This window comes from Thermococcus celer Vu 13 = JCM 8558, assembly GCF_002214365.1.
GTDB classification, from domain to species: domain Archaea; phylum Methanobacteriota_B; class Thermococci; order Thermococcales; family Thermococcaceae; genus Thermococcus; species Thermococcus celer.
The window spans coordinates 841,891-867,788 of record NZ_CP014854.1; the positions used below are offsets into that span (position 1 = coordinate 841,891).

At 51.1% G+C, this 25,898-nt stretch carries 32 protein-coding genes; 15 read left to right on the forward strand and 17 right to left on the reverse strand.

Annotated elements, in window-relative coordinates; translation table 11 throughout:
• Positions 1-52 precede the first annotated feature (52 nt).
• From A3L02_RS04645 to A3L02_RS04660, 5 genes are read right to left on the reverse strand one after another with little or no spacing between them, the layout of a single operon-like run.
• Positions 53-667 carry an indolepyruvate oxidoreductase subunit beta gene (locus A3L02_RS04645; protein WP_088862844.1) on the reverse strand — a complete coding sequence of 205 codons (615 nt, stop codon included), beginning with the start codon at positions 665-667 and terminating at the stop codon, positions 53-55.
• Positions 664-2,604 carry an indolepyruvate ferredoxin oxidoreductase subunit alpha gene (gene iorA, locus A3L02_RS04650; RefSeq protein ID WP_088862845.1) on the reverse strand — a complete coding sequence of 647 codons (1,941 nt, stop codon included), beginning with the start codon at positions 2,602-2,604 and terminating at the stop codon, positions 664-666. The genes A3L02_RS04645 and iorA overlap by 4 nt, the downstream gene beginning before the upstream one ends.
• Positions 2,605-2,922 (reverse strand): type II toxin-antitoxin system VapC family toxin, encoded by a 318-nt coding sequence (locus A3L02_RS04655; protein WP_088862846.1) that lies wholly within the window; start codon positions 2,920-2,922, stop codon positions 2,605-2,607. It abuts the gene before it with no gap.
• Complete coding sequence (locus A3L02_RS10335; protein WP_204247222.1) at positions 2,909-3,067, reverse strand: hypothetical protein; 159 nt, start codon at positions 3,065-3,067, stop codon at positions 2,909-2,911. Before A3L02_RS10335 ends, A3L02_RS04655 begins: the two co-directional genes overlap by 14 nt.
• A 2-nt stretch (positions 3,068-3,069) precedes the next feature.
• On the reverse strand, positions 3,070-4,443 hold the full coding sequence (locus A3L02_RS04660; protein ID WP_088862847.1) for an acetate--CoA ligase family protein: 1,374 nt from the start codon (positions 4,441-4,443) through the stop codon (positions 3,070-3,072).
• A 184-nt stretch (positions 4,444-4,627) separates the two neighbouring features.
• Here A3L02_RS04660 and A3L02_RS04665 point away from each other — a divergent pair, with 184 nt between their 5' ends.
• Positions 4,628-5,302 (forward strand): metal-dependent hydrolase, encoded by a 675-nt coding sequence (locus A3L02_RS04665; protein WP_088862848.1) that lies wholly within the window; start codon positions 4,628-4,630, stop codon positions 5,300-5,302.
• Between the two features lie 45 nt (positions 5,303-5,347).
• Positions 5,348-6,355, forward strand: a complete 1,008-nt coding sequence (locus A3L02_RS04670) for a cell wall-binding repeat-containing protein (RefSeq protein ID WP_088862849.1) — start codon at positions 5,348-5,350, stop codon at positions 6,353-6,355.
• Between the two features lie 72 nt (positions 6,356-6,427).
• Here A3L02_RS04670 and A3L02_RS04675 read toward each other — a convergent pair whose 3' ends face one another.
• The 12 genes from A3L02_RS04675 to trpC all read right to left on the reverse strand — a co-directional run bounded on the left by A3L02_RS04675 (position 6,428) and on the right by trpC (position 15,563).
• Entirely contained in the window at positions 6,428-6,571 is a 144-nt protein-coding gene (locus tag A3L02_RS04675) for a DUF7128 family protein (protein ID WP_054834357.1), read from the reverse strand.
• 66 nt (positions 6,572-6,637) lie between these two features.
• Positions 6,638-7,459 (reverse strand): hypothetical protein, encoded by an 822-nt coding sequence (locus A3L02_RS04680; RefSeq protein WP_335755137.1) that lies wholly within the window; start codon positions 7,457-7,459, stop codon positions 6,638-6,640.
• A gap of 31 nt (positions 7,460-7,490) precedes the next feature.
• Entirely contained in the window at positions 7,491-8,132 is a 642-nt protein-coding gene (locus tag A3L02_RS04685; RefSeq protein ID WP_088862851.1) for a hypothetical protein, read from the reverse strand.
• A complete protein-coding gene (locus A3L02_RS04690) occupies positions 8,122-8,847 on the reverse strand; it encodes a creatininase family protein (protein WP_088862852.1) in 726 nt (241 codons plus the stop codon). Before A3L02_RS04690 ends, A3L02_RS04685 begins: the two co-directional genes overlap by 11 nt.
• A gap of 230 nt (positions 8,848-9,077) precedes the next feature.
• The gene (locus tag A3L02_RS10205; protein ID WP_237268645.1) at positions 9,078-9,380 is read right to left on the reverse strand and encodes a hypothetical protein; all 303 of its coding nucleotides are present in this window, start codon (positions 9,378-9,380) and stop codon (positions 9,078-9,080) included.
• A gap of 305 nt (positions 9,381-9,685) precedes the next feature.
• A complete protein-coding gene (trpA, locus tag A3L02_RS04695; RefSeq protein ID WP_088862853.1) occupies positions 9,686-10,441 on the reverse strand; it encodes a tryptophan synthase subunit alpha in 756 nt (251 codons plus the stop codon).
• Positions 10,438-11,595 carry a tryptophan synthase subunit beta gene (gene trpB, locus A3L02_RS04700; protein ID WP_088862854.1) on the reverse strand — a complete coding sequence of 386 codons (1,158 nt, stop codon included), beginning with the start codon at positions 11,593-11,595 and terminating at the stop codon, positions 10,438-10,440. Before trpB ends, trpA begins: the two co-directional genes overlap by 4 nt.
• Positions 11,582-12,181 carry a phosphoribosylanthranilate isomerase gene (locus A3L02_RS04705; protein ID WP_088862855.1) on the reverse strand — a complete coding sequence of 200 codons (600 nt, stop codon included), beginning with the start codon at positions 12,179-12,181 and terminating at the stop codon, positions 11,582-11,584. Before A3L02_RS04705 ends, trpB begins: the two co-directional genes overlap by 14 nt.
• A complete protein-coding gene (locus A3L02_RS04710; protein ID WP_088862856.1) occupies positions 12,171-12,707 on the reverse strand; it encodes an anthranilate synthase component II in 537 nt (178 codons plus the stop codon). The genes A3L02_RS04705 and A3L02_RS04710 overlap by 11 nt, the downstream gene beginning before the upstream one ends.
• Positions 12,704-13,939: an anthranilate synthase component I gene (locus tag A3L02_RS04715; protein WP_088862857.1), complete on the reverse strand. Its 1,236-nt coding sequence runs from the start codon at positions 13,937-13,939 to the stop codon at positions 12,704-12,706. Before A3L02_RS04715 ends, A3L02_RS04710 begins: the two co-directional genes overlap by 4 nt.
• Complete coding sequence (trpD, locus tag A3L02_RS04720) at positions 13,909-14,883, reverse strand: anthranilate phosphoribosyltransferase (RefSeq protein ID WP_088862858.1); 975 nt, start codon at positions 14,881-14,883, stop codon at positions 13,909-13,911. Before trpD ends, A3L02_RS04715 begins: the two co-directional genes overlap by 31 nt.
• Positions 14,880-15,563: an indole-3-glycerol phosphate synthase TrpC gene (trpC, locus tag A3L02_RS04725; protein WP_088862859.1), complete on the reverse strand. Its 684-nt coding sequence runs from the start codon at positions 15,561-15,563 to the stop codon at positions 14,880-14,882. The genes trpD and trpC overlap by 4 nt, the downstream gene beginning before the upstream one ends.
• Positions 15,564-15,690: 127 nt before the next feature.
• On the opposite strand from trpC, the gene A3L02_RS04730 reads away from it, so the two are divergent.
• From A3L02_RS04730 to A3L02_RS04790, 13 genes are read left to right on the forward strand one after another with little or no spacing between them, the layout of a single operon-like run.
• Complete coding sequence (locus A3L02_RS04730; RefSeq protein ID WP_088862860.1) at positions 15,691-16,017, forward strand: hypothetical protein; 327 nt, start codon at positions 15,691-15,693, stop codon at positions 16,015-16,017.
• Positions 16,014-16,676 (forward strand): thiamine pyrophosphate-dependent enzyme, encoded by a 663-nt coding sequence (locus tag A3L02_RS04735; protein ID WP_088862861.1) that lies wholly within the window; start codon positions 16,014-16,016, stop codon positions 16,674-16,676. The genes A3L02_RS04730 and A3L02_RS04735 overlap by 4 nt, the downstream gene beginning before the upstream one ends.
• Positions 16,666-17,595 carry a transketolase family protein gene (locus tag A3L02_RS04740; protein WP_088862862.1) on the forward strand — a complete coding sequence of 310 codons (930 nt, stop codon included), beginning with the start codon at positions 16,666-16,668 and terminating at the stop codon, positions 17,593-17,595. The genes A3L02_RS04735 and A3L02_RS04740 overlap by 11 nt, the downstream gene beginning before the upstream one ends.
• 4 nt (positions 17,596-17,599) lie before the next feature.
• Positions 17,600-18,385 (forward strand): 3-deoxy-7-phosphoheptulonate synthase, encoded by a 786-nt coding sequence (gene aroF, locus A3L02_RS04745; RefSeq protein WP_088862863.1) that lies wholly within the window; start codon positions 17,600-17,602, stop codon positions 18,383-18,385.
• Positions 18,373-19,371, forward strand: coding sequence for a 3-dehydroquinate synthase (gene aroB / locus A3L02_RS04750; RefSeq protein WP_088862864.1), 999 nt, complete (start codon positions 18,373-18,375; stop codon positions 19,369-19,371). The genes aroF and aroB overlap by 13 nt, the downstream gene beginning before the upstream one ends.
• Positions 19,352-20,002 carry a type I 3-dehydroquinate dehydratase gene (gene aroD, locus A3L02_RS04755; protein WP_088862865.1) on the forward strand — a complete coding sequence of 217 codons (651 nt, stop codon included), beginning with the start codon at positions 19,352-19,354 and terminating at the stop codon, positions 20,000-20,002. The genes aroB and aroD overlap by 20 nt, the downstream gene beginning before the upstream one ends.
• Complete coding sequence (locus A3L02_RS04760) at positions 19,995-20,807, forward strand: shikimate dehydrogenase (RefSeq protein ID WP_088862866.1); 813 nt, start codon at positions 19,995-19,997, stop codon at positions 20,805-20,807. Before aroD ends, A3L02_RS04760 begins: the two co-directional genes overlap by 8 nt.
• Positions 20,782-21,603 (forward strand): shikimate kinase, encoded by an 822-nt coding sequence (locus A3L02_RS04765; protein WP_394335151.1) that lies wholly within the window; start codon positions 20,782-20,784, stop codon positions 21,601-21,603. Before A3L02_RS04760 ends, A3L02_RS04765 begins: the two co-directional genes overlap by 26 nt.
• Positions 21,604-21,607: 4 nt before the next feature.
• A complete protein-coding gene (aroA, locus tag A3L02_RS04770; RefSeq protein WP_088862868.1) occupies positions 21,608-22,840 on the forward strand; it encodes a 3-phosphoshikimate 1-carboxyvinyltransferase in 1,233 nt (410 codons plus the stop codon).
• On the forward strand, positions 22,821-23,897 hold the full coding sequence (aroC, locus tag A3L02_RS04775; RefSeq protein WP_088862869.1) for a chorismate synthase: 1,077 nt from the start codon (positions 22,821-22,823) through the stop codon (positions 23,895-23,897). The genes aroA and aroC overlap by 20 nt, the downstream gene beginning before the upstream one ends.
• Positions 23,855-24,094 carry a chorismate mutase gene (locus A3L02_RS04780; protein WP_237268646.1) on the forward strand — a complete coding sequence of 80 codons (240 nt, stop codon included), beginning with the start codon at positions 23,855-23,857 and terminating at the stop codon, positions 24,092-24,094. Before aroC ends, A3L02_RS04780 begins: the two co-directional genes overlap by 43 nt.
• The gene (locus A3L02_RS04785; protein ID WP_088862870.1) at positions 24,078-25,106 is read left to right on the forward strand and encodes a pyridoxal phosphate-dependent aminotransferase; all 1,029 of its coding nucleotides are present in this window, start codon (positions 24,078-24,080) and stop codon (positions 25,104-25,106) included. The genes A3L02_RS04780 and A3L02_RS04785 overlap by 17 nt, the downstream gene beginning before the upstream one ends.
• The gene (locus A3L02_RS04790) at positions 25,097-25,876 is read left to right on the forward strand and encodes a prephenate dehydrogenase (protein WP_054834477.1); all 780 of its coding nucleotides are present in this window, start codon (positions 25,097-25,099) and stop codon (positions 25,874-25,876) included. Before A3L02_RS04785 ends, A3L02_RS04790 begins: the two co-directional genes overlap by 10 nt.
• Positions 25,877-25,898: the final 22 nt, after the last annotated feature.

Consider the following 25,898-nt stretch of genomic DNA (forward strand, 5'->3'; position numbering starts at 1 on the left):
AACGCCGCGAGGGGTTTTCAAAACTAAGAATAAAAGAAGGGCTCGCCGGGCTTCAAAGCCCCAGCACGTCCTTGGCGGCCTTAACGCCGAGGTCGAAGGCCCTCATGTTCATGTCAACCGCCTTGGGCGGGACGCTGAGCCTTATAACTTCCCTGACGTGATCCTCGCCGAGCGGGAACTCGGGTATCTGGGTCAGGGCCCCGATGAGGACGGTGTTGGTGGTTATGACGTGGCCGGCCTTAACCGCCAGCTCCTCTGCGTTGAAGCCTATCCACTTGGCCTTCCAGTCCTCCTCAAATACCCTCCTGATCTCCTCTATCTCAGGGTAGCGGGCCTGACCCATCGACACCTGGACGGGAACTATCGGCTTGGTGTTCACCACCGCCATCCCGCCCTGCTTGAGGTAGTTTACGTAGCGCAGGGCCTCCACCGGTTCGAAGCTGAGGATTACGTCGCCCTTCCCCTCGGGAACCATCGAACCGTAGACCTCCTCACCGAAGCGGACGTAGGAGACGACGCTTCCGAAGCGCTGGCTCATCCCGTGGACCTCTCCCATCCTCACCTTGTAGCCGGCGTGGAGGGCCGCCCAGCCGAGGATGCTCGCGGCGGTTAGGACGCCCTGGCCACCAACACCTGAGATGACTATGTTGTACTCCTTAACCTTCATTCCTCTCCCTCCTCAACGGGCTTGAAGGCGCCGAACGGACACACCTGGGCGCATCCACCGCAGCCCCAGCACATACTGGGCTCTACCCTCGCCTGCTTCTTCTCCTCGTCCCAGTAGATGGCCGGACAGCCGTAGGCGTTGATACATATCTTACAGCCCGTACAGGCCTCCTCGTCCACGTAGTATATCGGCCACTTCTCGCCCCTTCTCCTCATCTGTCCTACCTTGTAGAGGGCGCAGACCTGCCTCGACACGACGACGCTGACCCCCTCGACCTCGAGGGCCTTCTTCATGACCTCGTAGGTTCTCTTTATGTCGTAGGGGTCGACGACCTCGACGAAGTCGGCTCCCATCGCCTTGGCCACGTCCTCTATCGGGATCCTCTTACCCATGCCGTGCGGCGTCCTCCCCGTGCTCGGGTTCGGCTGGTCGCCGGTCATGGCCGTGACGAGGTTGTCGAGAACGACTATAAGCACGTTGGAGCGGTTGTATATTGCGTTCGCGAGGGCCGGAAGGCCCGTGTGGAAGAACGTGGAGTCGCCTATCGTCGCCACGATGACCTTCTTCTCCTTCTTCCGCTCCTTCTCGCTCAGGGAGCCGTGCTGGGCTATCTCCAGGCCGTGGGCTATGCCTATAGAGCCACCCATGGCGACCGTCGTGTCAACCGTATTTAACGGCGGGAGCACGCCGAGGGTGTAACAGCCTATGTCGCTCGGGTAGATACCCCTCGCCCTCGTGGCCTTCTTTATGGCGTAGAAGCTGTTCCTGTGCGGGCACGCCGGACAGAGGCTCGGTGGCCTCGGCGGGACGAGCTCGAGGGCCTTTTTGTACTTGGCGTCGAGCTCCCCGTAGTCCAGCGGCGTCTCAATCCCGAGGAACCTTGCTATGGCTTCCACAGCCCTCCTCGTCGTCATCTCGTAGACCCGCGGAACGAGGTCCTTCCCGTGGATCGGTATCCTGAGGCCCTTGTCGTACGCCCAGGTCTTGACCTGCTCCTCAACGACCGGTTCGAGCTCCTCGACGATGAGGACCTTCTCGAGGCCGTCGAAGAACTTCTCGAGCAGGCCGTAGGGGACGGGGAACGGCGTTCCGAGCTTGAGGATCCTGACGTTCTCCACGCCGAGCCAGTGAAGGGCCTCCTTGACGTAGGAATATGACAGACCCGGGGCGATTACGCCGACCTTCGCGTTCTCGTCGCCCTCTATCCAGTTGAACGGCACCTCGTTGAACTCCTCCCGGATCTTCTCTATCTTCTCGAGGACGAGCGGGTGGAACTTCCTGGCGTTCGAGGGCACATCGACGAACCTGCTCGGGTCCTTCTTGAACTTCCCGAACTTTCTCTTTCCGGCTTTTATCTCCTCTGGAAGCTCGCCGAGGACGACCTCCCCCCTCGCGTGGGAGCTCCTCGTTGTGGTTCTCAGGATAACGAAGTGCTTGAACTTCTCGCTCAGCTCGAAGGCGTACTTCGCCATGTCCTTGGCTTCCTGCGGCGAACTCGGCTCGAGGACGGGGACGTTGGCAAACTTCGCGTAAACCCTCGTGTCCTGCTCGTTCTGGCTGCTCCACATGCTCGGGTCGTCGGCCACCATGATCACGAAGCCGCCCTCAACGCCCATGCCGACCGAGCTGAGGAAGGTGTCCGCCGCGACGTTGAGGCCGACGTGCTTCATGGCCGTCATGGCCCTCAGACCGCTCCACGCGGCGGCCAGGGCCGTCTCAAAGGCGACCTTCTCGTTGGTGGAGTACTCCATGTAAACTCCTGCCCTCTCCGCCACAACCGCCATGGTGTCCGTCAGTTCGGAGCTCGGGGTTCCCGGGTAGGCCGCGTAGACCGCCACGTTGGCCTCCAGTGCCCCCCTCGCTATAGCTTGGTTGCCGAGGAGGAGCACCTTCTCCCCCGGCTTGTCCCACAAAACCATGTCCGTAACCTTCGCCATTCACACACCTCCAGGTAACTCCTTGTAAAACCTTTCAACATCCGTTTCGTCCAAAATGTAAAAAGCCCTCACACCTATCTTCCCGGCCCTCTTAACCATGTCTTTATCGGATGAAAGAAGGATTGCGTTGAACTTTTTGGCTCCGGTTAGTCGTTTAATCAGGCTAACGGTTTCAACGACCCCCAGTCGGGGGATTACCAGAGGTTCTCTTCTGCTTTCCGCGGCGGAGATAACCCCTCTGGCCAGTTCGTTTCGTTTTTCCTTCCCCCTAACCGGAATCGTAGCGTCTATGAGGACAGACGTATCAACCACGAGCATCTCTCATCTCCCTGAGGACCTTGTGAGGGTCTTCCTCGATCTCCCCGATTAACTCTTTAACCTTCATGTAAACGTCGTCTATGGTGGGCGGCGAGGTCTCCTTCGGTTGTAACCCCTTCTTGACCCCCTCCGTTTTCACGGGCATCCTCACCCCTTCAAAACTCCCCTTGCCTTCGCAAACTCGACGAGCGCGTATGCACCGGCGGCGACATCTTCTGGCCTCTCGTAGCTCGGGATCCCGTTCCTTTCGAGAAGCTCCTTGGCCTCCTCGCTCACGTAGCCTGCCATGAACAGGCCGAGGACGGGCTTCCCGTTGTTCACCTCCTTGACTGCCCTGATGACCCCCTCCGCGTGCTCCGTCGGTGTCATGCCCGCGAAGGTGGGAACGACGCAGATGCTTATCAGCAGGTCAACGTTTTTGTCCTCGAGGAGAGCCCTGGCGGTTCTGTAGTAATCCTCGCCACGGGCGCTCGCTATCATGTCCACGGGGTTTTTCACCGCAGCCATCGGCGGGAGGAACGAGCGGAGCTCCTCTATGGTTTCGTCCTCGAGGTCGGCGAGCTTGAGGCCGAGCCGGTCTATAGCGTCCGCCGTCAGAACCCCCGGGCCGCCGGCGTTGGTCATTATCGCGACGCGCTTGCCCTTGGGCAGTGGCTGGGTGAACGCCCTTGCCATGCTGAGCATGTCGTCTATCGTGTCGGCGATGATAACGCCGCTCTGCTTGAACGCCGCCTCGTATATCCTGTAGGAGCCGGCTAATGAACCTGTATGAGAAGAAGCCGCCCTCGCACCGCTCTCGCTCCTTCCGGCTTTTAAAACGATGACGGGTTTCTTCCGGGTGACCCTCCTGGCCACATCCATGAAGCGCCGCCCGTCCCTGAGACCCTCGATGTAGAGGGCGATGGCCCTGTCCTCCTCGGTGTCGGCCAAGTACTCCATGAACTCGGCGAAGTCCACGTCGGCCATGTTGCCTATGCTGACGAACTTGGAGAAACCTATCCCCTCCTTGACCGTCTTGTAGATTATGCCCGCCCCGAGGGCGCCGCTCTGACTTATGAAGGCTATGTCGCCCCTCTTCGCGTTCATGACGAAGGTGGCGTTCATGTCGTTGTGGGTGTTCATTATCCCGACGCAGTTCGGTCCGACTATCCTCATGCCGTACCTACGGGCTATCTCGACGAGCTCGCGCTCCTCCCTCTTCCCTTCCTCCCCGACCTCGCCAAAGCCCGCGGTTATGAGGATTATCCCCTTAACGCCCTTCTCGCCGCAGTCCACTACCGTTTCCTTGACGAAGCGCTTCGGAACGACGATGACCGCCAGGTCGACCTCGCCCGGAATCTCCTTCACGTTCCTGTAAGCCTTAACCCCCTGGACGACCTCGTCCTTGACGTTCACTGGGTAAACCTTCCCTTCCTTATAGCCCTTCAGGTTCTTGAAGACCTCGTAGCCGAGTTTGAGCGGGTCGTTGGACGCCCCGATGACGGCTATGCCCTTTGGCCTGAAGAAGTAATCGAACGTCATCGCATCACCGGTCTAAAGTCCACGGGATTCTATATAAGCTTTCCCAAAAAGGACAGCGAGACAAATATGGGCACGGAAGAGAAAAAGTAAGGCTCCGATGGGCTAAAACAGACATTACTGAGCATAACTCCACCCCCCGAAAGACTTAAGTGAGCCATGGTTATTATATTCGCGGGGTGGTACCATGGTGAAGGTGAGGTTCCTGGGCCACGCGGCGTTTCTGATAGAGGGGAGCAGGAGGATCCTGATAGACCCGTTCCTGACCGGGAATCCCGTGGCGGCCGTCAAGCCGGAAGAGGTGGACGCGGATCTCATACTCGTGACCCACGCCCACGGGGATCACATCGGTGATGCGCCGGAGATAGCCAGGAGAACCGGAGCGAAGATCGTCGCGATGTACGATATAGCCAACTACCTCGTTGAGAAGGAGAAGGGGATAACGACCATCGGCATGAACTACGGGCCGACCGAGATCGATGGGGTCAAAATCGTTCAGGTCCCCGCCTGGCACTCCAGCAGCGACGGCAAGTACGGCATCGGAAACCCCTGCGGCTACATAGTCACCCTCGACGGCGTTACGGTGTACCACGCGGGCGACACCTTCATCTTCGGCGACATGAAACTCCTCTCCGAGCTCTACGGGCCCATCGATGTTGCCCTCCTTCCGATAGGCGGACACTTCACGATGGGGGTTAAGGAGGCCGCCAAGGCCGTGGAGCTCCTCAGGCCGAGGAAGGTCGTCCCGATGCACTACAACACCTGGCCGCCGATCTCAGCGGACCCCGAGGAGTTCAGGAGGCTCGTGGGGGGCAAAGCCGAGGTTGTGATCCTCAAACCCGGCGAGACCCTGGAGCTTTGAAAAACCTTTTAAGGGGCTTTCCTTACCCTTTTTTCAGGTGGTGGAATGGTCAAAAGGGCTCTGGCGTTGGTACTAATCTTCATAGCGTTCTCATCCTTCCTCATCCCCCTCTCCTCGGCCCAGGGAGGCGGGAACGAGGGTCCCAAGTACGATTTAATCATCGTCAGGAACGACGATCTGATCGATTACATCGTCGCGCTCCCCTACGCGAAGATGCTCGACGTCCCGATTCTTCCGGTTAACCCGAAGGAACTCGATCCCGGTACCATGGCCCAGCTCCAGAGCTACTCCCAGTTCGGGTGGAACCACGTGCTCATAATAGGCGACTCCCAGGCGGTGAGTGACACCGTCCAGGACGAGCTACTCAGGATGGGCTTCACTGTCGAGAGGATAGGCGGTGCGGTTAGAACGGAGACGGCCGCAAAGCTGGCGCTGTACTTCTATCCGAACGGTTACGATACCGTCGTCGTCGCCAGCTCCAGCGATTACGGCTCGGCCCTGGCGGCGGCGAGGTGGGCCATGATATACGGCTACCCCCTGCTTTTAACGCAGGAGGATGCGCTCTCCGATTCGACGGCCAGCGCGTTGAAGAAACTCCACCCGGATCTCGTCCTCCTGATGGGGGCGGGCATGTCAAAGGACGTCCAGACCAAAATAGAGAGCATGGGTTACCAAACCTACTGGGTCAAGGAGACCCTCAAGATAACTGTGCCCAAGCAGCCCAAGGAAACTAACTGGGTAACGGTGGTGGCCGCGGTGTTGCTCTCGCTCGCCGTTGCGGTTCCGGTCTCGCTCTACTACGCCAAGAAGAAGTGGTCCTCCAACAGGGTTCCCATCGAGGTCCTAACCGAGAAGGAGCGCATAGTTGTTAAGGCCATCCTCGAGAAGGGCGGCGTCGTCAAGCAGGAGGAACTGCCGGAGCTCACGGGCTATTCCCGGCCGACCATAAGCAGGATCATCCAGGAGCTCGAGAAGAAGCAGCTCATTGAGAGGAAGAAGGTCGGGAAGACCTTCACCGTCAGGCTCACGAAGGAGATAGTCATGAGGGAGTGACGGTCGGTAAGCCCGAAACCGTTCATCACCTTTCAGGCCTGGCCGTCCTCCTCATCCCAAAGAAAAAAGGGGTTATTTCTTGAAGAGGTGGCCGTGGGACTTGCTCACGTGTCTCGCGTAGTCTCTGGACTTTCTAAACAGCATGCCACAGCGCGGGCAGCGGTAGTAGCGGGTTCCGTCGCGGTCGTAGAACACAACCGCCTTCAGCTCCGCCATCGCCACCACCCGGCCGCTATATGGGGAGGGCCCTTTTTAAAATTTTACGGGGGTAAGTCGGGTGGATCAGACCCACACCCTGTTGCCCTTGATTTTCAGGTAACCGAGCCTCTGGAGCTCTTTGAGAAAGTCCTCCACTGCGTCCTCGTCGAAGTAAACGTTGAGCCTCCCACCTCCGCTCTCCACGACGATGGGTTCCCTCTCGAGAAGGGCCTCTATCAGCTCTTTCTTCTTCCCGTGCTTCTCCGCCAGCTTCACGACCACTCCCGCCAGAACGGAGCGCGCTATGCCGTCGAACATCGCCTCCGTTACGCTTTCCTCCGTGGCGTACTCCCCGGCTATCTCAAGGGCGGTTTCAATGAGCTCCCTATCCACCTCCACCACCTCAACGAAGTACCTCTTCTCCATGACGTATTCGGTTATCATCCTCGTTTCGAAGTGCTTCTCGAGTTCCTCAATGTACTCCTCGACCACCTCTATGGGAAAGCGGAGCTCCACCTTCAGGTTATCCAGAACCGGTTCCTTCACGAGCACGAGTTTTCCGTCCTCCTCGACCACCTGACCGCTCTCCATCAGGGCCTTGAGCACCAGGAGCCTTCCGAGGTCGGACTCATCGAGGAGCTCATCCAGTTCTTTCTCCTGCCCCGGCTCCCAGTTCTCCATTATCTCCTGGAAGGACAGCTTTAACTCGTCGAGGTTCTCCCCCAGGGGGCCTATCCCCGCGGCCTTTTCAACGAGTTCGGCGTACGTACCTTCCACAACTACGTAGTGGGAGATATCGGGCGTTACCTCCTCGCGGGTTCGGTTCATTATACCCGCCCGGCTCAGCTCCCTCGAGAGTGCGTTCATGTCCTCCTTCCTCAGAACTTCGAACCTCAAATCCCTCACCCGATAAAACAACGCGTCATTTGTTATAACCTTAGCCCTCGATGAGCCCGGACAGGAGAGCCCTCATGGGTCCATTGCCGAGGCTTGAGAGGGCCTCCCTCACCTCCCCCTCCAGCTCGGGGCGGAATCTGGTGTAGAGGTACAGGGAGTAGGCCATAACCTTTGGGTCGCCCTCCCCCATCCTCTCAACCGCCCCGGCGAGCAGGGAATCGTTGAGTAGCTCCTCCGCCAGAGCCTCCATCGCCTCCCTGTCATCCTTCTCGACGGCCTCGCGCAGGGGCTTGTAGAAGCGGGAAAGCACGAGCCTCGCGAGCCTCTCCCTTTCCTCGAGCTCGTCCATGGGTGTTTTTGGTTCCGCCCTCCTGCCGAGCCAGTAGTAGGCAACGGATAGCACGATTACAACGAGGGTTACGAGAAGGTACGGGAGCACGGGAAGGTTGAAACTGTAGGGGAGGCGGTGCCCGACGGCGATGAGTGAGAGAAACCCGAGAAGGATCCAGATGCCCATGAGAACGAGGTAGTAAAGAGAATAATCGTCCCTCCTGATGACGTTGTACCTTGACGGGGAACCCACCTCCTCAAGGTAGCGGAGCCTCTCCTCGGCTATATCGATCTCAGCCTGCAGGCGTTTTATGCGCCTGTCTATCTCATCGAGAACCGCATCACGTCCCATCGTTCTCCCCCGCTATCAGGCGGGCTATCTTCTCGCTGACGACGCTCAGAATGGCCTCCCCCTTCTCGGCCGTCGCCCCGGATGGGTCATCGTTCACACCGTCCGGGAACAGCTCTCTCCCTACGTCCCTCTTGATTACCCTGACCTTCGAGCGTCTCTTCCTTCCCCTTGCCTCTTCCATCCTCACGAGCCCGGGTCTTATCGCGAGCATCACGGACGTTTCGTCCTCTCCGGCGTGCCCCTGGCTTGAGCATACGCTGAGGATGTCCTCTCGGAAGTCCAGCCACCAGTTTACGAGCCATACCTCCGTTTCGGGAAACTCCTGGGCCACTTCCTCGGCCGCCAGGACCAGCGGGGAGTAGTTTCCGCCGTGTCCGTTGAGGAGGACTATTCGCCTGAAGCCCTCAACCGCGAACTCCCTCATTATCTCCCGGACGTAGGCCATGAACGCCCCTCCACCCACGTTCACGGTTCCGGGGTAGGCGTTGAGGACGAAGGTGTGCCCGTACCACACGGGCGGGGCCACGAGGACACCAAAGCCGAGCTCTTGGAGTCTCTCCTCGACCCGCTTCGCTATCTCGAGGGGGGCGAAGGTATCGGTTCCGAGCGGGAGGTGCCGCCCGTGGGCCTCGACGCTCCCAACGGGGAGTATCACGGTGTCAACGCTCCCCTTCAGTTTCTCAAACTCCGGCCAGGTTAACTCTTCCATGCGCATGGTCATCACGGGGGTTGGTGGGCGCGGGACCTAATAAGAATTTTCTATGGTTTATGGGAGACCGTTAAGATAAGTTGGGCATCATTTCCAGAGAATTATAAAGCGCAAAAACCAGCCAGCTTTGAACTGAAGTAAAAGAAGACCTGTACGGGAACCTGTTCCAAAACCTCTCAGTCCTCATCTTCAGCAAAGAAAAAACAGACTCAACAACACTCCGCTCACTAAACTGCTTAAACCTCAACCCTAACCTCTGAAAAGCCCACAAACCCTTTATCAATCACAAACTCAGGCTCACCCCCAGTACTTAAGAACCCTATGCAAGAACAGGTAAGCGTCCAGACTAATCCTCCCCTGGAGAGGTGAACAGATGTGACCCCTTCGAGTGCTGAAAGCACAACCATAACCTCATTGTTTTCATAAAGTCTCAAAACAAACTCTAAAGCCTCATTAAAAGAGTCTCTAATAGAGCTTCCTCCAAATTTAACAACTATCCTTCTGTTGGAGAGAGTTTGTAAATCACCTATTTGAATCACCTCTCCTTGGGCTTTTCCTTCTCAAATATAAGGTTTTACAAAAATTTTTTGAATCCCTGATGACCTTTACTTGAATTCAGGCCCCGATGTTGCCACTTTAAACAAATAAACTTTAGTTAATACATACCAGTAAAGCGGAAAAGGAGAAGAGAGGCTTGGATTTTCAATCTAGGATGATTCTAACCTGATATACACAACTGATGGTAACTGGGGTGAAAAAAAGGCATTCTACTGTTGTCAGCTGAGCTAATACAGCATCTTTTTACGTGTGATTCACGTGGGCAGTTTAAGTTTACAGGAAAGTTCTAACCATCCACTCCTATTTTTAGCTCTTTGACTTTTTCTTCAAGCTTTTCCGTAGCGTCTTCCCCGTACTTTTCTATAATTTTCACCAGAGCGCTACCAACGACAACCCCATCAGCCCCGGCGTTTATCAATTCTGAAACGTGTTCGGGTTTTGAAACACCAAAACCCACAGCTAAAGGCTTATTGCAAACTTCTTTCGCTCTTCTAATCAGATCGAAAGCAGACTCCGAAACTCGCTCCCTTGCTCCAGTTGTCCCATAGAGAGAGACCAAATACACGAAGGCTGAGCTTGCCTCATCTATCAGCCTTAACCTCTCTTTAGAAGTGTTTGGAGCAGCTAAAAATATCGTCTCCATTTTGTATCTCCTGCAGATGTTCAAGTATTCTCTCGCCTCCTCCACCGGGAGATCCACAACTATCAATCCGTCAACACCCACTTCCTTGGCCTCTTTCACAAAGTTCTCAACACCTCTCCTGTAGACGGGATTGTAGTATGTCATGAGCACCACTGGAGTCTCTGACTGATCCTTGAATTTTTTGACAGTTTTAAACACATCCCTGACTTTTGTTCCATTTTTCAGTGCCCTTTCATTTGCCAGCTGTATCGTTCTCCCATCAGCCATCGGATCGCTGAAGGGTATGCCAAGTTCGATTACATCCGTATATTTGGATAGGGAGGACATAAAATCGAGAGTTGCGGTTATATTTGGGTCTCCAGCTGTTATAAACGTTATCAGGGCAGGTTTTCTTATCATCCTAACGCCCCCCTAACAATCCCAAGATCCTTGTCTCCCCTACCGGATAAATTAACCACTATTATCTCATCCCGGCTCATTTCCTTAGCAAGCTCCATGGCATGAGCTAAAGCGTGAGAGGATTCCAATGCTGGTAAGATTCCCTCAGTCTTTGAGAGTTCGATAAAAGCTCTTAAAGCCTGCTTATCATCCACAGCCACGTATTCAGCCCTACCACTCTCCTTGAGCCAGGCATGTTCAGGTCCAACACCCGAATAATCCAAACCCGCAGCAATGCTGTGGGTTGTAGCTATCTGCCCGTCCTCATCCTGCAAGAAATAGGATAGCATTCCATGCAGAACACCCCTCTTTCCGGCGGAGAGTGATGCCGAATGCTTACCGGTACTCAAACCTTTTCCGGCAGCTTCAACACCGATGAGTCTCACAGGGTCTTTTATGAAGGGGTGAAATATCCCCATAGCATTGCTGCCTCCCCCAACACAGGCAACGATGGCATCCGGCAAAACTCCTTCGATTTCAAGAATTTGCTTTTTAACCTCTTTACCGATAACGGACTGGAAGTCCCTGACTATTGTTGGATAAGGATGTGGGCCCACAACGGAGCCAATCAGGTAATGGGTGTATTCAAAGCTCGAAACCCAGTCTCTCAGAGCTTCATTTATTGCATCTTTCAGTGTTTTTGAACCGATTTCCACTGGAATGACGTTTGCCCCAAGCAATTGCATGCGGAAGACATTCACTTTCTGCCTCTCCACGTCTTCAGAACCCATGTAAACATCCACTTCCATGTTGAAGAGTGCTCCCGCCATCGCCGTAGCCACTCCATGCTGTCCTGCACCAGTTTCTGCTATAACCCTGTTTTTTCCCATAAACTTCGCCAGCAAAGCCTGTCCAATTGTGTTGTTGATTTTGTGTGCCCCTCCGTGCAACAGGTCCTCACGCTTCAGATATATCCTTGCCCCCCCGAGCTTTTTGGTTAGATTTTCAGCATAGTAGAGCGGTGTTGGTCTGCCTGCGTAGTTTTTAAGGTAGTAATCCAGCCTCTCCTTAAACTCCTCGTCATCCTTAAATTTGCTGTAAGCCCTCTCCAGCTCTTCAAGCGGTGGAACAAGGACTTCGGGCACAAATCTTCCGCCAAACTCACCAAACCTCATTTTTCGCCCTCCTTACAAATTCCCTAACAAGTTCCTCATCCTTTAAGCCATCTCTCTCAACCCCGGATGAAACGTCCACACCCACAGGCTTAACGATGTTTATTGCCTCCACAACGTTTTCCACATTCAGCCCACCAGCGAGAAAAACTTCATACTTTCTTGCTACCTCCCTGCTTATTCTCCAGTCATGCACTTCCCCGCTCCCATATCCCGAGTCGAGCAGTATGAGATGGGGAGAGTAAATTTCAATCAGTCCTGATATCTCATCCGCGGGTTTATCAACAATAAAAGCCTTCATAACCTTAACAATACCCTTCAGCTTCTCAAACTCCTCTACAGGCATATCTGAATGAACCTGAACCATGTTACATTCGGTTTTGGCTATTATTTCCTCCCACTCCTCATAGCTTCTGGCTGTTGAGACGGCAAAAACCGGGATCGTGGACGAATCAATAATCTCCTTTGCTTTATCCAGATCAACGCGTCTCCTCGAGTTGCTTTTAACAACAACCCCCGTTGCATCGGCATACCTCTCAACAATCTCAAGCTCTTCAAGACTTTTTATGCCACAAACCTTAACGATCATGGCAGATCCCCACGAAATTTCTGATAATTTTCAATCCATCCTCAGTAAGAACGCTCTCCGGGTGGAACTGAACTCCGAAAATATTCCCTCTCTTTATCCCCATAATCACCCCATCTTCAGTCCTTGCATTAACCTCAAACCCCTCGGGCGGCTTTAATACGGCAAGAGAATGGTATCTACCAGCCCTAAATGGATTTCTAACTCCCCTGAAAATATCCTTCCCATCATGTTTTACAAGTGAGGTCTTTCCGTGAACGGGCTTAACCTTCCCCACTTCTCCACCAAAAACCTCTGCGATAATCTGATGGCCAAGACACACTCCCAGAACCGGAACGTTATAATCAAAAACAAATTCGAGACTTCTGTCGGGTTTTCCAGGACCGGGGGAGATCACAATACCATCAAAATCCAGTCCTTCAATATCTCTTGCATTGTCCCTGTCAACCACCTTTACTCTGTCAAATAACGAAATGTATTCAACCAGATTGTAAACGAAGGAATCTTTACAGTCTATAACCACAATCATAATCCCACCGCCCTCAGAACCCTCACAATCTTATTTTCGGTCTCATAGAACTCCTTTTCCGGATTCGAGTCTGCAACTATCCCTGCTCCAGCCCTTACCCGTGCTTTGCCATCAAACTCAATCATTCTTATTGCTATTGCCAGATCAGAGAGGTTCTCGGAAAAGTATCCCACCGCCCCGGCATAAACCCCTCTGTTATCTCTTTCAATTTCATCAATAAGTTCTATCGCCCTCAGTTTTGGTGCTCCCGTAACTGTCCCAGCAGGAAAAGCAGCCTTCATTGCATCGAAGTGGGTCATACCAGCCCTTAGTTCTCCAACAACCTCGCTCTCAATGTGAAGAACACTCGGATAGCTTATGACATCCATGAACTTGGACACCCTTACACTCCCGGATCTGGAGACCTTCCTTACATCATTCCTCGCTAAATCAACGAGCATGACGTGCTCTGCCCTCTCCTTCTCATCGTTGAGTAATCTATCTGCTATTTCTGCCTCTCTGCCCTTTTCTCTCTTTGCTGTTCCCGCTATGGGGTTGATTATGAAGTTCCTTCCCTCAACCCTTCCCATCGTTTCAGGGCTTGAACCTATCAAAGCCCTGTCAAATTCAAGCAAGAACATGTACGGGCTTGGATTTGCCTCCCTCAAATTAAGATACATCTGAAATGGATTGAGATCTGTCTCAATCACGTATTCTCTTGACAGTACAATCTGGTAGACCTCACCCTCAAAAATCTGCTCTTTTCCCTTTTCAACCATCTCCATAAACTTCTCTTTACTTCCTGCCTTTACAATGCTTGAATTTCCTTTTCCTCCCTCAATCTCCACCCTCTTTGCCCTCTCAACAAGCCTGTCTGCATTATCTACATTAACGCTGAAGAGCTTTTTCAGGTAGTGGTCATAGACAAAGTAGCTGTCATAGCAACCAAATACCGATGGCGTTTCTGGTTTTTTGCCAATATAGTTTTTCGCAGCATCATATGCTATATATCCCACAAGAAGCCCCTTTACGTGAATTTCTTTAAGTGCATCAAAGGGATCAGAGATTTTTGAAACAACACTACCGTCCACCTCTGTTCTGCTACCCACCTTCACAGTGTAAAGCGGGTTGAAGGAGATGTAGGTGTACCTTGCTCTGCCACTCTTTTCGGCAGATTCAAGGATGAAGGGATAGCTTTCATCCCTGATGACAGCGTAGAGCTTTACCGGACTGACATACTCGTGCTTTTGCATACGATCTCCTCCAGCTTTTTTGAAAAAGCTCCGCTTTCAAGCTTTTCCTTAAAAATCTCCATGTTCTCCTTCAGGTCTTCGTAGCCAATGGCGTAAAGGGCTGCGGCGAAGTTGATGCCTATGAACGTTCGGTCCTCCTCGTGACCTTTGCCGTTGAAAACCGCCCTGATCCTCTCCGCTGATTCCTCTTTGCCATAGCATGGGATGACCTTTGTTCTCTTAACCCCAAAATCTTCTGGCAGCAGTATGATCCTTTCAATGCTACCGTTATCCACTAGTAAAGCTGTTGTTTTATCCGAGGGACTTACCTCATCCATACCGCTTCCGTGAACGACCAAAGCCCTTCTGTTGAGCAGTGAAAGGGTCTCCGCGACCTTTGAAAGCAAGCTCTCATTCGCAACACCAACAATCTGCATTTCAGGATTTGCAGGATTGGTTAAAGGTCCGAGGATGTTGAATATCGTCCTGATTCCGAGCTTCCTTCTAACAGAAACAACCCTTGCAAAGCTTTTGTGATAGAGCGGAGCGAAGAGGAAGGCGAAACCGACATCTTTAACCATCTTCTTCGCCATGCTCTCATCCATCTCGATGTTGATGCCCATTGCCTCAAGCACGTCTGCAGAACCGCTCTTGGAGCTCATGGCCCTGTTACCATGCTTTGCCACAGGATGGATCGTGGAGAGGGCCAAGGCAACGGCGGTGCTTACATTTATTGTGGCGGAGCCATCTCCACCGGTCCCGCAGGTATCAGCAACTCTGCCAAGATCAATCCTCGATTTCTCCACGATTCCTTTGGCAAATCCTGCTATAATCTCCGCATCATATCCCCTACCTTCCATCGCCCCAAGTATGGCTGCTATCTGTATCTCATCAAGCTCAGGTAAGCTGCGGGATAACTCGTAGGCTTTTTCAAAATCAAGGCCTTTAATGACCTCTCCAATCATCTTCCCGCCTCCACAAATGCCCTAACAAACTCCTCGGTGTTTTCAGCCATCATGAAGGCTGTTCCGATTAAGGCCGCATCTGCGCACTTTAATGCCCGCTTAAGATCATCAATACTTCTTATTCCGCTCTCGCTGACTCTCACAACGTCCCCTCTCACGTGTCTGCACAGCCGCTCCGTAAGCTCAACGTTCCCGTCATCCCTTTCAAGGATCGCTATATCCCTATTGTTTATCCCTATCATAGTCGTGTTGGTTTCGTTTGCGATCCTCGCCTCTTCGATACTATGGACCTCGACAAGTGTATCGAGTCCATGGTCCAAGGCGTAATCAACGAATTCAGCAGTCTTTTCCCCGAGAATCCTTGTAATGAGTAGAATCGCCGACGCTCCAACCTCAGCCGTCCTTTCAATTTCCCCCTTACTCGTTATAAAGTCCTTCCTCAGCACGGGAAGGTCCGTTTCGTTGCATATCTGCCTTAGCGTGTCAAAGTTCCCCTTGAATTCATTCGCGGTTATATACGAAATTCCCGCGACCCCGGATCGTTCATAGATCCTCAGTATATCGAGGGGGTCTCTACCCCTGAGTAAATCGCCATGCTTTGGAGAGTAGACCTTTATCTCAGCTATCACCGGGTTCGCTCCTTCCTTTTTTCGAAGCTTTACCATATTGCTAAGGTTCATGTAGTACACCCCCACCATTATGCCCGAATCTTGGAATTTACATAAAAATATTTGGACAGCTTACCCTGGCCAAAGGTTTAAATATCAATTTTACACTGTAAACTCCGGTGATGGTGATGTCCCGCCAATGGGTGATGCCCTGCCAATATCTGTAACCCAAAACGTGGAGATTAGAAGAGATGGGTTAATGGTGGTCAAAAGGCTCCTCTTAAGGGCTTTGAATGGAAATCAGGTATTGATTTTACGGAGAATAAACGGGAAGCATCGCTCCCTGAATGCCCTTTTGGAGGATATAAGCAGGAGCACCGGAAAGCCCATCTCTACGTTAAAGCTCAACGCCAGGATTCTGAAAGAGCTTGGACTGATAGACTACGGCGAAAAGAACATTCCAAAGCCCGTGGAATTGACGGAGCATGGGAAGCTCGTTCTAAAAATTCTTGAGGTGGTAGAATGAGCTCATCCATACAATATAAGCTCAGGGAAATGCTCTCGGAAGTGAACAACTTCCACCTCGGCTCTTCCATAACATGCCTTGAGATCCTAAAGGCGGTGATGGCAAAGAAGGGAGAAAACGATGTGATAATACTGAGCAAAGGACATTCGGCGCCGGCGTTTTACGTAATACTCTCGGAGCTCGGCTTTTTAAGTGATGAGGAACTTTGGAGTTTCGCAGATCTAAATGGGCTACCAAGCCACGTCATCAGGGGTTTGCCCTTCGTTGAGGTCTCAAGCGGTTCGTTGGGACAGGGGCTGTCGATTGCCAACGGAATAGCACTGGCATCGAAGATGGAAAGGAAAATCTATGTGATTTTGGGCGATGGGGAGCTTGACGAGGGGCAGATCTGGGAAGCGGCGATGACCTCTTCGCATTATAAACTTGACAATGTCATAGCAATCATTGACAGGAATTTCAGACAGCTTACCGGGAAAACAGAGGAAACCATGTCAAAAGAGCCCCTGAGGGAGAAGTGGGAAGCCTTTGGCTGGGAAGTGTTTGAAGTTGAAAACAGAGCCGGGAAAATCCTTGAGCTACTGTTCGAGCTTGATGAAGTAAAGGGAAAACCGAAGGTAATAATAGCAAAGGCGAAGGCGGTGGGAATTGATGGTAGGTAAAACCATCGAAAGCTTCAGGGAGGCCTTTGGAAGAGCCCTTGTTGAAATAGGAAAAGAGAACGAAAACGTCGTGGTCCTTGATGCGGATGTAAAGAGTTCAACGAAAACGATATACTTTGAAAAAGCGTTCCCAGATAGGTTCTTCCAACTCGGCATAAGCGAGCAGGATTTAGTTTCAACGGCTGCCGGCTTTGCGATAGCAGGCAGGGTCCCAGTGGCCTCCGCTTTTGCAGCCTTCATGATGAGGGCCTGGGAGCAGATAAGAAACACCATAGCAAGGGACAATCTGAACGTAAAGATCGTTACAACCCACTCGGGATTTTCGGACTTCATGGACGGCTCATCGCATCAATGCTTGGAGGACATAGCTTTAATGAGGACTCTACCGAACATGGGGGTTATCGTGCCGGCGGATGCTTATGCAACCAGGACGTTACTCCGGCAGATTATCGAAAATGAGGGGCCCTTTTACATGCGCCTGGGAAGGGATCACGCTGTAAGGGTTTATGACGATGAAGAACTTGAAATCGGAAAGGCAGAAATCCTGAGGGAAGGGGAGGACATTTTTTTAATTGCCTGTGGACCCACGGTCCCGATAGCCTTGGAAGCTGCTGAAAGGCTCAGGGATCTGAGCGTTGGGGTGGCGGATTTTCACACGATAAAGCCCATGGACGAGGGGACGCTTCTCAAAATAGCAAAAAAGGCCAACTTAATAGTCACGCTGGAAGAGCACAGCATTTTTGGGGGGCTTGGGGGAGCTGTGGCAGAGGTTTTGGGTGAGAAGATGCCAAAAAGAGTCATCAGGATTGGAACAAGGGATTTTGGAAGAAGCTCGAGGAGCTACCTAAAGTTACTGGACTTCTACGGCTTAAGTGCGGAAAAAGTTGTGAAGAGGGTAGCTGAGGCAGTTGGGAGGTGATTTAATGTTTAAATTCAGCAGGGAGTACAAAGCTAAAACCGTTGTTAAGGTTAAGGGGGTTAAATTCGGAAAGGGGTTTACGGTAATAGCCGGCCCGTGTTCCGTTGAAACAGAGGAGCAGATAATGAAAACCGCGGAATTTTTGAGTGAGCTTGGGGTCAAGGTCCTAAGGGGTGGGGCTTTTAAGCCCCGCACAAGCCCCTACTCCTTCCAGGGGCATGGAGAGAAAGCCCTGAGATGGCTCAAAAAAGCCGGAGAAGAGTTCGGGTTGGTCACGGTCAGTGAGGTCATGGATACAAGGAAGGTTGAGCTCGTGTCCAAATACGTTGATATCCTCCAAATCGGGACGAGAAATGCTCAGAACTTTGATCTCCTCAGGGGAGTCGGCAAAACGGACAAACCCGTTATTCTAAAGAGGGGATTTGCCAGCACGATTCAGGAGTGGCTCTATTCGGCGGAATATATCTTATCCGGGGGAAATGAAAATGTAATCCTCTGCGAGAGGGGCATTAGAACGTTTGAAACCTCAACGCGCTTCACCCTTGACATCTCAGCGGTTCCGGTCGTTAAAGAGCTGTCCCATCTTCCGATAATAGTTGACCCCTCTCACGCAGCCGGAAGGAGGAGTTTGGTTAAGCCTTTAGCCAGGGCTGCCCTTACCGTCGGGGCGGATGGAGTTATGGTTGAGGTTCACCCGGAGCCCGAAAAGGCGCTCTCGGACTCAAAGCAACAGCTGGACTTTGATGGATTCAAAGAGCTCATGGAGGATCTGAGAAAATGGGGGTTGTAATCGGAAAAGGCAGCATTAAGAAGCTGAAAAGTTTTGTCGATGAGCTTTCCCCCTATAAAACAGCGATAATAACGAATACAACCCTTGAAAAGCTCTGGCTTGGGAAAATCCTGGAGCAAGTAAGTGCTACTCCAATCGTTATTCCCGATGGCGAGGAATTCAAAAGCCTTGAAACCGCCCGGCAGATATGGAAAGAGCTACTTGAGATTGGTTTCACAAGAAAGTCCTTGATAATTGGGCTTGGAGGCGGAGTTGTAACTGATCTGGCGGCTTTCGTCGCCTCTACCTTTATGAGGGGAACGTATCTGGGTCTGATTCCCACAACGCTCTTAGCTCAGGTTGATGCCGCCATAGGGGGGAAGACGGGGATAAATTTCGAGGGCAAAAACATCATCGGAACCTTCTATCTTCCAGAATTCGTTATAACCGACCCGGAAACACTGAAAACTCTCCCGGAGGTTGAAATCCTGAACGGACTCGGTGAAGTCGTCAAGTATGGGATTCTTGATTCAGGGGTTTACAGGAAGCTCAAATTCTTTAGAGGAATCGATGAAGGGTTAATTGGGGAATGCGTAAACGTGAAGCTAAGAATCGTTGAGAAGGATATGAGGGAAAGGGGAAGGAGGAGAATTTTGAATCTCGGTCACACCGTTGGGCATGCGATGGAAAAGGTTTCGGGTTACAGGATAAAGCACGGCTTTGCTGTCTCCATCGGCTTGATGGCAAGTGCACTGATAGCGGAAAAAATCAACGGCTTCGATTCTGGAAAAGTCGAAGAGTTGTTGGACAGATTTAATCTCCCAAAGAAGCACAGCTTTGAACCAAAAGAACTTCTGAAAGTCATGAAAATGGACAAAAAAGCCTGGTATGGGAGATTGGTTTTCGTCCTTCCGGAGGACATCGGAAAAGTTGCCGTAAGGGAAGTTGATGAGAAAACAGTTTCAACCGTTCTCGAGGCGATGAGGGATGATAGCGGGCACAATTAAAGCAGAAAGCATCGATGAAGCAATTAGACTCATCGAAACCGGTACGGCTGACCTCTATGAGCTCAGAGTCGATGCCCTGAAAAGCCCTGAAGGAATTGAAAAACTTGCGCCCTTCTCTGAGAGGCTTATAATCACCGTGCGCTCAAAGGAAGAGGGAGGGTTCAGGGAGATCGATGATGAAGAGAGGCTGATGCTCTTCAAGGAGTTAATGGACATAAAACCGGCGTTCGTTGATGTTGAGTTTAAATCAAGCATCGTGAGGGATGTTATTGAACTGGCAGGGAAGATGGGAGTTGGGATCATCGTTTCATACCACGGTTTTGAGGGAACCCCGAGCTTCGAAAGACTCAAAGCACTGTTGGATGAAATGAGAGAGCTCAAGGGGGATATCATAAAAATAGTAACCTTTGCGGAGCACTACATCGATAACATAAGGGTTGTGAGGCTCTACGAATACGAAAAAAACCTCATCGCCTTCTGCATGGGTGAAAAGGGAAAGATTTCACGGGTCTTTAGCTTGGTTTTAAGCCCTTTTACGTACGCCTCCCTGGGTGAGGCAGCCGCACCTGGACAGCTGAGCGTTGAAGAAATGAGGCTTCTCTCGGAGATGATAGGTGGTGGAGATGATTAACACCCAACTTTATGGATTAATCGGAAAGCCCGTTGAGCACTCCCTGAGTCCGGCAATTCACAACGCCTTATTCAAGAAACACAAAATCAACGCTGTTTATCTGCCCTTTGAAGTTGATGATTTAGAGTCGGCGGTTAAAGGGGCAAGGGCTTTGGGGATTCAGGGACTAAACGTTACGATGCCCTACAAAGAGCGAATTCTGGAGTTTTTGGATGGAATTTCCGACGATGCCAAGGTGATTGGGAGCGTGAACACAATAGTGAATAGAGAGGGGAAGTTCGTTGGATACAACACAGATGGCATCGGGGCATTAAAAGCCCTAAAGCGCTTTGTGGAAATTAAGAACAAGCGCATCTTAGTTTTGGGAGCTGGAGGGGCGGGGAGGGCAATAGCTTATACTCTCTCAAAGCTAACGGAAGTTGTGGTGCTTAACAGAACGGAGAGGAAAGCGAAAGAGCTTGAAAAGTTCGGTGTCAAAGGGGAGAAGCTGAGCAAGGGGAGACTGGAATACTACTCGAGCTGGGCAGATATCGTGATAAATGCCACACCCATTGGGATGAACGAGGATAGGAGTCCAGTCCCCGGGGAACTTTTGAAGAAAAACCAGGTTGCCTTTGATATCGTCTACTCCCCCCTGGAAACCAGACTGTTAATGGAAGCAAGAGAAGCCGGCTGTTTGACCATTGACGGATTGTGGATGCTGGTATACCAGGGAGCCGAGAGCTTCAGGCTATGGACCGGAATAAAACCAGACGTTGAATTCATGCGTAATGTTGCCCTTGAGGTGCTTAAAAATGTGCAATAGCGCGGTAACGGTAGTCAATGCCTTTGCCACTGGAAAGGGGGGCGCGGTTGGGATAGATTTAAGGGTCAGTGCCAAGGTTAAGCTGATCGATGAAGGGGTTGGCGGTGAAATCCGGGTTAGAAGGGAGAGATTTGAGGATTTTTCACTTGTTAAAGCAGTTGTGGAGACGATCAAAGATAAATTCGGTTTGGATTTCGGTGTTAAGGTTAGAATAGACTCAGAAATACCGGTGGGGAAGGGGTTAAAGAGCAGTTCAGCCGTGGCTAACGCTTTGACAGGGGCGATTTTGGGGGAGCTTAAAATTGAGCTGCCCGATATTGAGGTTGTTAAGCTCGGCGTTGAAGCTGCCAAGAGGGCCGGTGTAACTTTAACGGGGGCGTTTGATGATGCCTGTGCTTCCTATTTCGGGGATCTATGCCTGACGGACAATCGAAAGCTCGAACTCCTGAAAAGAGAAGAAGTCGAGAAAAAATCCGTGGTTTTGCTGATTCCCGAAGAAACCGTTCTGACGTCAAGTTTAAAGAACAAAAACTTCAAAGTCCTCGCCCCATACGTTGAGGAAGCCTTTAGGCTGGCATTAATGGGAGAATGGGAAAAAGCCCTGGTTTTGAACGGACTGGTGTACGGATCTTTCTTGGGGTACGACCTTGAGCCCGTTGCCAAAGCCCTGGAAGCCGGAGCAATTGCCGGACTTTCTGGGAAGGGTCCCGCAATGTTTGCCATAACTGAGGAGCCCGAAAAAGTCGCGGATGTTTGGGAGGATCATGGGGAGGTTTTAATAACAACGCTGAGGTGAGCAGATGATAGAGATCACGCCGATAGAAACCATAGACGGAAAAATCAGGGCTCCCCCCTCAAAGAGCTATACCCATAGGGCACTGTTTCTGGGATTGCTCTCGGAGGGGAAAACGAAAATAGAGAACCCGCTGATATGCAAGGATACCCTCGCAACGCTAAACGCCATAAGGAAGTTTGGATCAGAGGCAGAATGGAACCTTGTCGAAAGTTCGGGGAAAGTTAAGCCGGCTGAGATCAACGCCCTTGAATCGGGAACAACCGCGAGGTTATCCATAGGGATCAGTGCCCTGGCGAATGGAGAGAGCGTGATAGATGGAGAGGGATCCTTAAGAAGGCGCCCCATGGGCCCTTTGCTCAAAGCTCTGAACGATTTGGGAATAAAAACTAAAACTAAATCAAGTGGTTTTTTGCCGGTGAGGGTTTTTGGTGGAGAAATAAAAAGGGATTACGTGAGGGTTGATGGGGGCATTTCGTCACAGTTCATCACCGCCCTTCTCCTTTTGGGGGCCAGGATTGGGCTCAGCATAGAAGTTCTAAACCCCGTCTCAAAACCCTACATTGAGGTAACGCTCAGAACACTAAAGCGGGCCAACGTTAAGGTTAGAAGGGACGGTGGAGTGTTCCACGTTATCCAGGGAATAAAAGCCAGACATTTCTCGGTTCCCGGTGATTATTCATCGGCATCATTCTTTTTGGTGGCCGGGGCGATATTCGGCAAAATCAGAGTTGAAGGACTTGATAGGAATGACGTTCAGCCTGATAAGGCTATCCTTGACCTCTTGAGGGATTTTGGGGCCAAAGTGAAAGTTGCCCGGGGTTACGTTGAGGTTGAAAGGGATGAGCTGGTCGGTCAGGAAGTTGACTGCAGGGACTTTCCCGACCTCTTCCCCATCTTGGCGGTTTTAGGAGCTTACTCCGAAGGAAGGACGGTTTTGAGGGCGAAACATTTGCGCTACAAAGAGAGCGACAGGGTAAGGGCTATGGCCCTAAATCTGACAAATATGGGTGCAAAATTAAAAGAGCTCGACGATGGTCTAATGATAAGCAAGAGCGAGCTTAGAGGCGCTGTATTAAATCCACAAAATGACCACAGGATTGCGATGGCGCTGACAATTGCCGCCCTGGGTGCAAAGGGAAGAAGCCTCATCTTGAACGAGGGATGCGTCAAAAAGTCTTACCCGAAGTTCTTTGAGGATTTAAAGGGGTTGATTGGCGATGATGGGAAAAATGCTTAGATTTTCGCTCTTCGGCGAGAGCCATGGAAAGGCCGTCGGCGTCTTGGTTGAGGGAGTTCCACCGGGGATTAAAGTTGATATTGGAAAGATGAAGGCCGAGCTTGAGAGGAGAAGGGGTATTGAGAGGTTCTCAACCAAGAGGAAAGAGAAGGACGAGCCGGTGATTCTCTCGGGCGTTTTCAACGGTTTTACAACTGGCTCGCCCATAGCCGTAATCATTGAGAACCGGGATGTTGATTCGTCTTATTACGAAAAAATAAAAAACACCCCAAGGCCCGGACACAGTGATTATACGGCCGGAATCAGGTATTTTGGATTTAACGATTACAGGGGCGGGGGATTTTTCTCCGGCAGATTGACGGCGGGGATGATGATAGCCGGCTACTTCGCGAAGGAAATTTTATCAAAAGCCGGGATAGGGGTGAGAGCATACATAAAATCCATTGGAAAGGTAAAGGCAAAGGATTTGAGTGTCGAAGAGGTTTTTAGCTCAAAACTTTGTCCGGATGAGGAAGCTTTCCAAAAAATGCTCGAAGAAATGGAAAGGGCAAGGAATGAAGGAGACAGCGTTGGGGGCGTTGTGGAGGTTATTGCTATAAACGTCCCCCCCGGCATTGGCGGTCCTTACGACGAAGACTTAGAGGGAGACTTGGCCAAAGCCTTCTTTGCAATTCCAGCTGTGAAAGGGGTTGAATTTGGTCTGGGATTTAGAATAGCCGAGCTTAGGGGAAGTGAAGCAAACGATCCCTTTGTTATCAAAGACGGGAAAATCATGACGAAGACCAACAACTGTGGCGGCATTTTGGGCGGGATAAGCAACGGAATGCCTATAGTTGCGAGAATTGCCTTTAAGCCGGTCCCTTCAATTTACAAGCCACAAAAAACAGTTGACATAGAGCGGATGGAGGAGACCGAAATAAAGCTCACCGGGAGGTTTGATTCCTGCATAGTTCCAAAGGCTCTGCCTGTTGTTGAAGCCATGATGGCTTTTGTTCTGGCAGACCATTTGCTGAGGTGGTTGGGTTGGAAAGGATTCATGAGCTTAGGAAAGAGATAGATGAGATTGATAAACAAATAGCCGAGCTCTTGGAGGAGAGGGTCAGGGTTGTCACGGAGATTGGGAAAATAAAGAGGGAGCTGGGTTTGCCCATAAGGGATGAGAAAAGAGAGGAGGAATTACTCAAGAGAGCCGGCAGATTTAAAGAGGTTTTCGAGAAGATACTGGAGGCTTGCAGGGATGTTCAACGTGTATGAGTTTTTTAACAAAATCTCCTCCCTCAAGCCCGGGATAAGGCTGGATGCGGGTCAGCCGGATATAAGTGTGGATAAAAGGATAATAGAAGAGGCAGTGGGTTCTTTAAGAAGGGGTGAAACGAGCTATACGAAAACCCCCGGATTGGACGAGCTCAGGGAGAAGATAGCAGAGGTTGAGGGTGTTGGGAAGGATGATATAATAGTAGGGAACGGCTCGAAGATTTTAATCGCTTCCCAAATTTTAAGGGCTAAGCGGGTTGGTATAATCTCCCCCCACTGGCAGGCCTATGAGAGCATAGCCAGGGAGTTTGGAAAAGATGTCAAAATTTTCAAAACTTCCTTTGAAGATGGCTGGGAGCCGGAAATGGAAAGACTGGATGTTGACCTGCTCGTTCTAAACTATCCAAACAACCCAACCGGAAAAATTCTTCCAAAAGATAAACTCAGAGAAATTCTTGAAATGGCTGAAGAGGAGAAAGTTAAAGTTCTTTCCGACGAGATTTATTCTGATATAGCCTTTAAACCCTTCACACCGGCGAGGGAACTTTATGATAATGTTGTAACCGTTAAGGGCTTCTCAAAGCTCTTCGCCATGACAGGATTTAGACTGGGATATGCGATAGCACAGAGAGAGGAAATTAATGCCATGAGGAGGTTTCTTGAGGCAACAACTACCTGTGTTCCAGTCTTTGTTCAAAGGGCAGGTGTTAAAGCGCTGGAGATTAGAGAAGAGGTCAAAAAAAGAGTTGTCAAGATCTACAAAGAAAGGGTGAGGCTCGCTTCAAGGATACTGAGAGATTTTAAATTTTACGAGCCCGATGGAGCCTTTTACCTTTTCGTTAAGACGGAGGTTGATGGGCTTAGCTTCGCTGAAAGGCTCTTGGAAAGGGGCGTTTCCGTCTTCCCGGGGGTGGCCTTTGGTGGCTACAGGAATTTCATCAGGATCTCTCTCGTTGACCCAAGGCTCGGGGAGGGGCTTAGAATAATCAGGGAGGTTAAGGAATGCGCATAGGAATAGTAGGCTATGGAAAAATGGGAAAACTGTTTGCCAGAGAGTTCGGTAAAAAACATGAAGTTGGAATATACTCGAGACATGCGGGCGGGTTTAAGTTCTTTGGCTCGATTGAGGAACTTTTTAAGTGGGCCGAGGTGATTGTAGTTGCCAGATCCCTCGAAGAGACACCACGGGTTTTGGAAAAGCTTGCGGAATTGAGTGAAAAAAGCGAAGGGAAGGTTATTTTCGATATCTCAACATTCAAAAGGGATGTGATGGAGACCTACAAAAGATTTCCGGAGGGGGTTAAGGTCTGCAGCGTTCATCCGATGTTCGGTGCCGGGGCTAAGAGCTTCGAGGGGATGAGGTTTATAGTGGTTCCGGTCGAGGGCAGGGAAGAAGATGTTAATCCCGTGATAAAGATTTTCAAGGAGTTCAATGCCGAGGTTTTCACCGCGGATGCAAAAATCCACGATGATATGATGAAAGCAGTCATCGGACTTCCCTACTTCATTGGTATCTCCTTCCTAAGCTTTGTTTCGGAATTTGAAGGAATCGAGAATTTCGGAGGTACATCCTTTGAATATTTGACCACTTACGCAAAAGCCCTTCTCAACGACTCTCCGGAGTTCATCAATGAGATTTTGGAGCTCTCAAAGGACAAAATTGAAGAATTTCTCAGATTCGCTGAAAAAGGAGAATTTGATATTGAAAAGCTTAGAGAGAAGTTTGAACATGAAATTGGGAAGAGCTATGAGGAGTTTTACAAAGTACTAAACAAAACATAATTGGAATCCCTGAATACCCTAT